General features: G+C 57.8%; 9 protein-coding genes and 1 pseudogene. 4 read left to right on the top strand and 6 right to left on the bottom strand.

All coding sequences use genetic code 11. From position 1 onward, the window contains the following. Positions 1–55 precede the first annotated feature (55 nt). Positions 56–505: pseudogene (locus tag ACTH3D_RS10985) on the top strand (arylesterase); the annotation flags it as partial. 104 nt (positions 506–609) lie between these two features. Here ACTH3D_RS10985 and ACTH3D_RS10980 read toward each other — a convergent pair. Beyond that, positions 610–1,506: a DMT family transporter gene (locus ACTH3D_RS10980; protein ID WP_441667151.1), complete on the bottom strand. Its 897-nt coding sequence runs from the start codon at positions 1,504–1,506 to the stop codon at positions 610–612. Between the two features lie 98 nt (positions 1,507–1,604). Between ACTH3D_RS10980 and ACTH3D_RS10975 the strand changes: the two genes are divergently transcribed. The 3 genes from ACTH3D_RS10975 to ACTH3D_RS10965 all read left to right on the top strand — a co-directional run bounded on the left by ACTH3D_RS10975 (position 1,605) and on the right by ACTH3D_RS10965 (position 6,184). Continuing rightward, on the top strand, positions 1,605–2,930 hold the full coding sequence (locus ACTH3D_RS10975) for an MFS transporter (RefSeq protein ID WP_441667150.1): 1,326 nt from the start codon (positions 1,605–1,607) through the stop codon (positions 2,928–2,930). A gap of 147 nt (positions 2,931–3,077) precedes the next feature. Continuing rightward, positions 3,078–4,739, top strand: coding sequence for an energy-dependent translational throttle protein EttA (gene ettA, locus ACTH3D_RS10970; RefSeq protein ID WP_441667149.1), 1,662 nt, complete (start codon positions 3,078–3,080; stop codon positions 4,737–4,739). Between the two features lie 110 nt (positions 4,740–4,849). Further along, complete coding sequence (locus ACTH3D_RS10965) at positions 4,850–6,184, top strand: DUF2254 domain-containing protein (protein WP_441667148.1); 1,335 nt, start codon at positions 4,850–4,852, stop codon at positions 6,182–6,184. Positions 6,185–6,231: 47 nt separating this feature from the next. On the opposite strand, the gene ACTH3D_RS10960 is transcribed toward ACTH3D_RS10965, so the two are convergent. The 5 genes from ACTH3D_RS10960 to ACTH3D_RS10940 form a co-directional block, all read right to left on the bottom strand. Further along, complete coding sequence (locus ACTH3D_RS10960; RefSeq protein WP_441667147.1) at positions 6,232–6,390, bottom strand: DUF1328 domain-containing protein; 159 nt, start codon at positions 6,388–6,390, stop codon at positions 6,232–6,234. A 141-nt stretch (positions 6,391–6,531) separates the two neighbouring features. Continuing rightward, complete coding sequence (gene lpxL, locus ACTH3D_RS10955) at positions 6,532–7,497, bottom strand: LpxL/LpxP family Kdo(2)-lipid IV(A) lauroyl/palmitoleoyl acyltransferase (protein ID WP_441667146.1); 966 nt, start codon at positions 7,495–7,497, stop codon at positions 6,532–6,534. A gap of 28 nt (positions 7,498–7,525) precedes the next feature. Then, entirely contained in the window at positions 7,526–8,626 is a 1,101-nt protein-coding gene (gene alr / locus ACTH3D_RS10950; RefSeq protein WP_441667145.1) for an alanine racemase, read from the bottom strand. A 247-nt stretch (positions 8,627–8,873) separates the two neighbouring features. Continuing rightward, entirely contained in the window at positions 8,874–9,818 is a 945-nt protein-coding gene (gene rpoS, locus ACTH3D_RS10945) for an RNA polymerase sigma factor RpoS (RefSeq protein ID WP_441667152.1), read from the bottom strand. Between the two features lie 203 nt (positions 9,819–10,021). After that, the coding region (locus tag ACTH3D_RS10940; RefSeq protein WP_441667144.1) for a murein hydrolase activator EnvC family protein at positions 10,022–10,878 on the bottom strand (857 nt) is incomplete at its 5' end.

Below are 10,878 nucleotides of genomic sequence, written 5' to 3'. Positions count from 1 at the left end.
TGGTAAAGCGCTACGAGGCCCGTCGTAGAGCGGTTTTTCATGCATTTTCCCTGCCTCGGGCGGCATCACGCGCCTGCCTGAGCAGCTGAGACAACATACGCCGGATATTGTTCTGCTGGAGCTGGGGGGTAATGATGGCCTGCGAGGCCTGCCGCCGGGACAGATGCGTGACAACCTGCGCGCCATGATTGAAGCCAGCCAGGCCGCCAGCGCTGAGGTTTTGCTGATCGGTATCGACATTCCGCCCAACTATGGCGAAGCCTACCGCACTGCCTTCACCGGCATCTATGAAACGCTGGCCAGCGAGTATGATCTGGCACTGGTGCCTTTCCTGCTTGAGGACGTGGCACTTGAACCAGAGCTGATGCAAAGCGACGGCATTCATCCTACGGCAGAGGCCCAGCCGCGCCTACTTGAAACGGTATGGCCTAAGCTTGAGCGATTACTGGAAAACCACCACGCGGGCCAAGCTGGAGATTCACCATCACCGCAAGCGGCTAACTAGATAACTACCGCACGGTGTTTCCAAGCCAGCTAAGACTTGAACTAACTCACACTGACCGCTACTCACATCAATGTCAGAACCTAAAGCAGCGGTATATTCAAATATCAGCTGCTTTTCTCAGACACCGGCGCAGGACTTTTTTGCCACTGCTGCAATAACAGGCCAGCCAGGATCAACACCAGTCCAGCCAGCGTGGACGCCATGATCGGCTCACCGACCACAAAATACAGTAACAGCAGCGAAACCGGCGGCGACAGGAAGATCAGGTTCGACACCTTGGCTGTGCGCGACACTGTCTGCACCGCCACCTGCCACAGCACAAAGGCAATGCCCATCTCGAACAGCCCTACGTAGATACCGGCCCCCACACCTTTCAACGTAAAGCCTTCAAGACCCGGCCCGAAAATCAGCAGCAGTGTGAGTACCGGCACCCCAACACTGAAGTTCTGCCACTGGGCGACCAGCGGGGCGCGCCGGTCGCGAGCATTGAACAGCCAGTAGAGCGCCCAGATCAGTGTCGAGATCAACGCTAGCCCCACACCCAGCGGGTCAGCAAAGGCCACGTTAACCACCTGGCCGCGGGTCGCGATGGTCCATACACCAGCATAGGCAATCAGCCCAGACACCACATCCACCAAAGTCAGCTTCTGTTTCAGAATCGGTACTGCCAGAAGTCCCATGGCCAGTGCCCAAGTATAATTGAGTGCCATGGCTTCCTGCCCCGGAAGCCGGTCATAGGCCGCGAACAGCACCAGATAGTAGGCTACTGGATTCATCAGCCCGGCCCAGGCGGCAGTTTTCCAGCCGCTGCTCAGTGCGTCGCCCAGCTTGCCCTGCCTGACCATTAACAGCCCGATGACCAGCCACGAAACAATGGCGGCAATCCATATCAGCTGCAGCGGGCTGAGGTAGGTCAGCGCTATCTTGAACGCTGTGGCAACGGTTGACCATAACCCCACGGCGCCCAGCCCGAAGAGCATGGCGCGGCGATCAGTGGACATACAGACTCCTCTTGAGACGACCTGACACCTGACATGTGCGTGACATAACAGACGCCCCCCGCAAGAATGCGGGACCATAATACCGCCACGGAGTCATAATGAAAGCACGCGATATTTCCCAGACCCAGTTCTTTGAGCAGCTCACCGGCGACGAGGACAGCCGCTTGTGCAAGGACATTTCCGAGGCGGCCTGCAACGAGCAGCCGCGTAACTTCCTGCTGCATCTGCTGGCGGCGCTGGGCAACAAGATGGCCGACGAAATGTCCAACGCTCGGCTGGTTCTGCCGTGGCTAATGGGGACGATTGGCGCCCCCATCTGGATGATTGGCCTGTTGGTGCCAATTCGCGAAGCAGGCGCCCTACTGCCACAGATGTTTGTGGCGGGCATGATGCGTGCCCGCCCGGTGCGCAAATGGTTCTGGGTCATCGGCGGCGCGCTCCAGGCACTCGCCGCTCTTGGCTTGGGGCTTTTAGCGCTGGGTGGCAGCGGTGTCCTTGGTGGTGCCCTGGTGCTGCTGGCCCTGACGGTGCTGGCCACAGCGCGAGGTATTTCATCGATTGCCACCAAGGACGTGCTGGGGAAAACCATTGCCAAAGGCCGTCGCGGCACCCTGATGGGCTGGAGCGGCAGCATCGCCGGGGCCATGACGCTGGCGGTGGGCGGCATCCTGATGCTATTTGAGGATCGCCCCGGCGGACCGGCACTTGCCATACTAATGGCCGTTGCCGCTGCCGGCTGGACGCTCAATGCAGTGTGTGCGGCGCGCATCGGCGAAGAACCTGGCGCCGTCGAGGGTGGCGATAATGCTTGGCATGCCATGCGCGACGGACTGCGCATGTTGCGCAGCGATTCAACCCTGCTGCAATTCAACCTGACCCGCGCTTTATTACTGTCTAGTGCCCTGGCGCTGCCTTACGTGGTCATACTCGGCCAGCGTAATGATGGCAAAGGCGGCCTGGAGGGGCTCGGTATTCTGGTGGTGGTGTCAGGATTGGCCGGCATGTTGGCCAGCCCCCTCTGGGGCAAACGTTCAGATGCCTCCAGTCGCCGGGTGATGCGTGACGGCGCCATCGGTGCAGCCACCAGCTGCCTGCTCGCAGCGGCCGTCAGCTGGTGGAGCGCAGAAGGCCAGTATGGTATCTGGTTATATGCGCTAGTCTATGCCCTGCTGGTAATCGCACACGCAGGCATCCGGCTGGGCCGCAAGACCTATATTGTCGATATGTCTCACAGCGACAATCGCGCACTTTATGTGGCGCTTTCCAACACCCTGACCGGTGCGCTCATGCTGGTATTCGGTGCAATGGTAGGAGCCCTTGCCCAGTGGCTGGATGCGGCTGGGTTGCTGGTGGTATTAGCGGCCATTGCACTGACTGGCGCCGCCGTCGCTCAGCGGTTGCCTGAAGTGACATCACCGGCATAACACCGGCCAGCATAGCCCCACCTGGATAAAGGGCAAGGCTGGCCTTGCAAAGACTGGCCTTTCAAGGGCTCGACCACTATCATCGTTGACCGTTATGAGCGCCTTTGCGCTTGCGATTATCGAATTTTTCAACCCGGGTGAGTCTCCATGGCGCAATACGTCTACACCATGAATCGGGTGGGCAAGATCGTGCCCCCCAAAAAGCAGATCCTCAAGAATATCTCGCTGTCGTTTTTCCCCGGCGCCAAGATCGGCGTGCTGGGCCTTAACGGCTCGGGCAAGTCGACGCTGCTGCGCATCATGGCCGGCGTCGATACTGAATTCGAAGGCGAAGCCCGCCCCATGCCGGGTATCAATGTCGGCTACCTGCCTCAGGAACCGCAACTCGACGACGCCAAGAACGTGCGCGACACTGTCGAGGAAGCCTTGGGTGAGATCAAGAAGGCCCAGGAAGAGCTGGAGGCCGTGTATATGGCCTATGCAGAGCCTGATGCCGACTTCGATGCCCTGGCCAGCGAGCAGGCGCGTCTCGAGAATATCATCGAGGCTGCCGACGCCCATAACCTGGAGCGCAAGCTGGAAGTCGCTGCCGAAGCGCTTCGCCTACCGCCCTGGGAAGCCACCGTCGGTAACCTCTCCGGTGGTGAGCGTCGCCGCGTGGCATTGTGCCGCCTGCTGCTGTCAAATCCCGACATGCTGCTGCTCGACGAGCCGACCAACCATCTGGACGCCGAGTCCGTGGCCTGGCTTGAGCGCTTCCTGCACGACTACAGCGGCACCGTGGTAGCCATCACCCACGACCGCTATTTCCTCGATAACGTCGCTGGTTGGATCCTTGAGCTCGACCGCGGCGAAGGTATTCCTTTTGAGGGCAACTATTCCGACTGGCTAGAAGCCAAGGAACAGCGCCTCGAACAGGAAGCCAAGCAAGAAGCTTCAAAGAGCAAAGCAATCAAGCAGGAGCTTGAGTGGGTGCGCTCCAACGCCAAGGGCCGCCAGGCCAAGAGCAAGGCGCGCCTTAACCGTTTTGAGGAAATGCAATCAGGCGACTTCCAGAAGCGCAACGAGACCAACGAGATCTACATCCCACCCGGTCCACGCCTGGGCGACAAGGTCATCGAGTTTCACGGCGTCAGCAAGGCGTTTGGCGACAAGCTGCTTTATGAAGACCTAAGCTTTACCGTACCCCAGGGGGCCATTGTCGGCATCGTTGGGGGCAACGGTGCCGGCAAGTCGACCATGTTCAAGCTGATCAACGGCACAGAACAGCCGGATGCCGGGGAAGTGGTGATTGGCGAGACTGTGCAGGTTGCCCACGTCGAACAGCTGCGCGACGCCATGGACGACAAACAGACCGTATGGGAAGCCGTTTCCGACGGCCAGGACATTCTCAATATTAACGGCTATGAGGTGCCGTCACGGGCCTATGTGGGGCGCTTCAACTTCAAGGGCAACGACCAGCAGAAACGCCTGGCCGACCTGTCCGGCGGTGAACGCGGACGCCTGCAGCTGGCTCAGACGCTCAAGCAGGGCGCCAACGTGCTGCTGCTTGACGAGCCCTCCAACGACCTGGACATCGAAACCCTGCGCGCACTGGAAGAAGCCCTGCTGGCCTTCCCCGGCTGCGCACTGGTGATCTCCCACGACCGCTGGTTCCTCGACCGTATCGCCACGCATATCCTGGCGTTTGAAGGCAACTCCCACGTGGAGTTCTTCGTCGGCAACTATGCTGAGTACGAGGCAGATCACAAAAAGCGTGTCGGCAACGACACCCCGCACCGCATGAAATACAAGCGTATTGACGCCTAAGCACCGGTCACCTCACGCGTAGCACATTCAACAAGGCCCTGCTTCTTCACAGAGCAGGGCCTTGTTGTGTTTTACTTACCCATCCAGGCATTTTCCAGGATCACCTCCCGATGTCGACTTCAGTACTGCGCCCGGCACAGCTATTGCGCAATTTCTACAACAGCATTGCCTATTTTCCGAGCCTGCTGGCCATGGCCTACGTATCGCTTGGTCTTGTCGCCTTACTGCCGCCACTGGACGATAACCAGTTACCGAGGCTGATCACCCAACTGAGTCTGGAGTCACCCGGCAACGCGCGCTCACTGCTGGCCGCGCTGCTTGGCGGCATGATTTCACTGATGGTATTCAGCTTTTCCATGGTGATGTCGGTGCTGTCACAGGCCGGCGGAAACTTCTCACAGAAACTGGTGTTTGGGTTGGTCTCGGAACGCGATCATCAGTGGGTGCTGGGCAATTACCTAGGCACCATCCTATACGTACTGATGCTGCTGATCGTGCCCAATGTGCACGAAGACCAGGAAACCTGGCGCTCAATAGCGATTTACCTGGCCTGTGCCATGGTCATTCACTGCCTGGCACTGTTCGTCTATTTCATCCACAACGTCTCGCGTTCGATCCAGATCGATACTGTGGCTCGCGACCTGCACATTGCGACCCGCAACTCCATGGAACACCAGCGTCAGAAAGAGTCCACCGAACAGTGGCGCTATCTGCCGACCCCAATTCCCATCACTGCCAACCGCTATGCGGTATATACCGATCAAGCCGGCTATCTACAGAGCGCCGATCTCACAGCACTGGCCACTCTTGCCGAGAGCTTGGATGGCGTAATTCATCTGCGCTTCCGTTTCGGTGAGCATGTGGTGGAGAACCAGCCTGCGATGATACTAGAGACACACCAAACCCCGGATGAGGCCTGGTGCAAAAGCGCACGCGATACCCTGGTGTATCTTGACGGAGAGTCGGTGGAGGAATGCTTTAGCCATGGCATGTCACAGCTGATGGAGGTGGCAATCAAGGCGCTATCACCGGGGATCAACGACCCCGGCACCGCTACCCTTTGCTTACACCGCATGACGGACCTGCTGTGCCGTTATCTGCAGTGGCAGCCGGCCAATACTCTGGTCGACAGTGAAGGACGCCGCCGGGTGAGCTGGCCAGTGGAACGCTTCGATAGCCTGCTGCACCGGCTGTTCGTGCCGATATTGATTTACGGAGAGCAGGACCAAGGCATCCAGCTGGAGCTGCTGAAGGCCGTCAAGACGCTATCGCTATTTGCTGAGAGTGCGAATCTTGACGCTCTGCAATCCATGGCGGAGCGCATTCTAGTCGTACTGGATGATATCTGTGAGCATTTTATGGACCGTCAGTTTGTCAACGAGCAGCTGAATGGCGGCGATCACTGCCTCGATTTACCCACGCTGTTGCCCGACCATGAAAACTGACACCTTAAAGCCTAACTAAGTCCTGAAGTGAGCCCTGATGCACGACGTCAGGGCCGCCTGCCGGTAACCAGCGACACCACGAACAAGATCAGGAACAACACAAACAGAACCTTGGCAATGGTGGCAGCAATTCCGGAGATAGCGCCAAAACCAAGCACCCCGGCAATGATAGCAATAACCAGAAATACTAATGCGTTACCTAGCATAACAATGCTCCTTTTTTGGAGAACTCACCCGCAGTTGCTAGCCAAGGACAGTAACCGAACCTAGCCATGAGCGGGTGTCGGTACTTGCAAGGTCAGTTGTAGCTGCACCTGTAAATCATTGTCAACTGTTTCAAAACCCCCTCAATAAAACTTAGGTTCGCCTTCAGGTCGTGTCTTGAAGCGGCGGTGCAGCCACAGGTACTGCTCGGGGTGTCGCCTTATGGCAGCCTCGATTACCGCATTGATACGCGCCGCATCGGCCACCTCATCACCGCTGGGAAAGTTGTCCAGCGGCGGCAGATATTCCAGCCGATAGGTTCGGTTGTCAGGATTGCGATGAAAGATCAGCGGCATGACCGGCGCACCGGTCATATGGGCAATCTTGGCCGTCAGCTTGATGGTTGCAGCTTCTACGCCAAAAAACGGCGCAAAAACGCTGGCCTCACGCCCGAAGTCCTGGTCTGGCGAATACCAAACGTGATTGCCTGACCTGATACGCCGCACCAGCCCGCGCAGGTCGTGGCGATCTATCGCGGCACCGAAAATATTGGAGCGTGCCCGAGTCATGAAATGTTCGAACAGGGCGTTGTCGTGAGGGCGATAGACGACATCAGCCGGAAAGAACAGCGAGTGCAGTGCACCGCCCAGATCAAGCGTCGAGAAATGGATACCGATGATCAACGCCCCTTTACCGGCAGCCTCAACACGCGCCATATGCTCCTGACCATCAAAGCTGACCCGGTGGCGCAGATGCTCGGGGTCACGACACCAGCCGGTGGCGGTTTCAAGAATTCCGATACCGTTGGCAATGAAAATGTCCTTGACCAGCTTACGCTGCTGCGCCGCGTCCAGCTCCGGGAAACACAGCCGGATGTTGGTTTCGGCGATATGCCGCCGCCGCTTGACGAAGCGCCATACGATCAGCCCAATGGCACGACCCACCCACAGCTTCAGCCGCCACGGCAACCAGGCAGCCACATACATGGCACCGATAGCCAACCAAGTGGACCAGTAACGCGGGTGCACAAAGCCGAGGGCAGTTTTTTGTGGACGGTACTCTGGAGCGTTCTTTTGCTGGCTCTTTCGCCGAGCCTGTTGCTTCGACATGGCGCTATCGTTCCCCGAATCAGACAAATCAGACGCTATGATAGCGCCTCGGGACTCTGGGCAGCACCCCGGTCAACAAGGTATAGCTGATGGTGTCGCAATACCCCGCCACTTCATCGATGCCTAGCAGCTCGCCGGTGGCGGCCCTGCCCCACAGCACGACTTCACTGCCGATATCGGCATCAGCAATATCAGTGATATCCACCACCAGCATGTCCATGGACACCTTGCCCGCGATGCTGGCACGCTGCCCATTGACCAGTACTGGCGTACCATCGACCGCATGGCGGTCGTAGCCATCACCGTAACCGCAGGCCACCACACCGACGCGTGATGGCCGAGTGGTGCGCCACCGGCCGCCGTAGCCTACCGCCTCACCCTCGCCCAGCTCACGTACCGCGATAATCTCGGAGCGCAGCGTCATCACTGGCTGCAGGCCAGCCCCCGGCGGTGTCACCTGCTCACGCGGCTCACTACCATAGAGCATGATGCCTGGCCGATTCCAACCGCCATGGCTTTCCGACCAGGCTAGCGTCGCTGGTGAGTTGGCCAAACAGGTCGGCGCGGCCAGCTCCTCGGCCAGCGTTGTCATCAGCGCCATCTGCCGACGGAAATAACGGTCGTCGACGGCATCGGCTGTGGCCAGGTGACTCATCAGGTGCAGATCGCACACCTGCTCTGGCGCCGCCTTCAGGCGCCCCCATATGGCGCTGACCTGCTCAGGGGCAAATCCCAGGCGGTGCATGCCAGTATCGACCTTGACCCATGCCGGAATCGGCTGAACGGGCTGATAGGCCAGCAACGCTTCCGCCTGCCACGTGCTATGCACAGCAACCCAGTAACCGCGCGAGTCAACACGCTCAAGCTCCTCGGCATCGAAAATGCCTTCCAGCAGCATGATGGGGCCCTTGATGCCTCCCTCACGGAGCCTGTCCGCCTCTTCGATACTGGCAACCGCAAAGGCTGGCACCAGCGCCTGCAGCGCGAGTGCGCACTCTACCAGGCCATGGCCATAGGCGTTGGCCTTGAGTACCGCCAAGGTCTTGCTTTGGGGCGCGAGATCGCGTGCCAGGCAGTAATTATGACGCAAGGCGTTCAGATCGATATCGGCATACAGGGGACGTGCCATGATTTTCTCCACACAATTTACATAACAAAAAGGGCGTCATTTCCGGAACAGCGTATTATTTTCCATCCGTGAGGCAATTTCATCGATGGAACCACTAAAAAATCCCGTTACAGCCTGTGTTTTTATTGTTCTACCGCCAAAGACAGGAATTGACGGTTTTTCAGCCTGCAATGGCTGGCATACAGATAACAAAAAGGCCGGAGCAAAGCCCGGCCCTTTCAGTCACTCAGCAAACAAAGCTGGCGCACTATTCAAGAATCGTATCGAAGTCCAGCCCTTTCCTGTCGAGTATCCGACGCAGTTTTTTGAGTGCTTCAACCTGTATCTGCCGCACCCTTTCCCGGGTCAAACCGATTTCTTCCCCGACGTGTTCCAGAGTTGAGACTTCATGGCCGCGCAGACCAAACCGGCGTACCACCACCTCGCACTGCTTTTCAGTTAGCTGTGAAAGCCACTGGTCCACATGCTGCCTAACATCACCATCAACCAGCACCGACTCCGGCCCTAACTCATTCTCATCAGCTAGAGTGTCAATCAGCGGCTTGTCGCTATCGCCCCCGACTGGCGTATCCACTGATGAAACGCGCTCATTGAGCCCGAGCATTTTCTTAACCGTTTCTACCGGTTTATCCAGGTGTTCGGCAATCTCCTCGGCAGTAGGCTCATGGTCGAGTTTCTGGGTCAGCTCACGCGCCGCACGCAAATAGATATTGAGTTCTTTGACCACATGAATCGGCAGACGAATCGTGCGGGTCTGATTCATCAGCGCCCGCTCAATAGTCTGACGAATCCACCAAGTGGCATAGGTCGAAAACCGGAAGCCACGTTCGGGGTCAAATTTTTCCACAGCACGGATCAGACCGAGATTCCCTTCTTCGATCAGATCAAGCAGAGTCAGACCACGGTTCAAGTAGCGCCGCGAGATCTTAACCACCAGCCGCAGGTTGGACTCAATCATCCTGGCCCGCCCCTGGGGGTCCCCTTTACGGGTCAAACGACCGAAGTACACTTCCTCTTCCGGAGTCAGCAGCGGGGAAAAACCTATTTCATTAAGGTATATCTGGGTCGCATCCAGGCTGTGACGATGTGTTACCTCTTCGCGACTCAGCGCCTTTTCAAAGGCAGCGCTTTCTTCCTGAGCGGCATCATCGTCAATCAAGATCTCGGCCGCAACCTCATCCTCCACGGACATTTCTTCATCAAATTCTTCTGAGTCCCTCGACGGTTCCCTGTCGTGTCGATCCTGTTTCACCATGGTCATTGGCTACTCCCTGATTGCACTCGCAATGCACCTGATGAAAGCACTACATTCAGGCTGCTGATTATTGTTGTATCACATCATCATGCTGGAACAGGATCAACGACCAGATCAAGACGCCAAGTCAACGGTCTGAATCAACGCTTGGGAAGATAGTCAAGCGGGTTCTGAGGTTGACCGTCCTTGCGAACTTCAAAATGCAACCTGACACTATCCGCTCCCGTATCACCCATGGTGGCGATTACATCACCAGTGTTTACCACGTCATTCTCCCTCACCTTGAGAGAGTCGTTGTGGGCATAGGCTGAAAGGTATTGATCGTTATGTTTCAGCAAAATAAGATTTCCATAACCACGCACACCGTCACCGGCATAAACAACGATGCCCGGGCCGGCTGCCCTAACAGACTGCCCCTTCTGACCTGCGATATCAATGCCGTCTGTCACGCTGCTGCCTTCACCAAACCCACCCGTCACATCGCCGTTAACCGGCCAGCTCCAGGGCACTTCAGCAACCGGCGTGTAGCTTTTCTGGCTAGCTTTAGACGCAGCGGCCTGTCTGCTCTGCTCGGCTTTTTCACGGGCTTCAGCGTCAGCCAGTTCTTTCGCTTCATTGGCTTCCCTGGCCTTTACCTCTGCGGCCTCTTTCGCTTGCTGGGCAGCCTGCTCGGCCTGTTTGCGCGCCTGCTCCTCAGCCTCGGCAGCCTTTTCAGCGGCCTCATTTACGCTAGCCGTAGCACTGGCAACGGTGTCTTTCGTATGCTGTTCTAGCTCGCGAGACTGCTCTGTCGCATTTTCTGTTAACGCGCCTGCCGCCGCCGATGCTTCCTGGCCAATCACCGGCCCGGGAGCAGCTGCTGGGCTACCACCTTCGTCAGGCAGCAGCCAGTCCAGCGAACCACTCTCTTTCGAGTCAGCGCCACGCGGTGCTGCTGCGACTGTGGTGCCATCACCCAATCCGGTGGCTACCACGGCTCCCGCACCGGTCCCAGCGG

It is taken from the genome of Halomonas sp. (assembly GCF_052095765.1).
Lineage (GTDB): Bacteria > Pseudomonadota > Gammaproteobacteria > Pseudomonadales > Halomonadaceae > Halomonas.
This window is presented reverse-complemented; position numbering and strand designations above follow the sequence as displayed.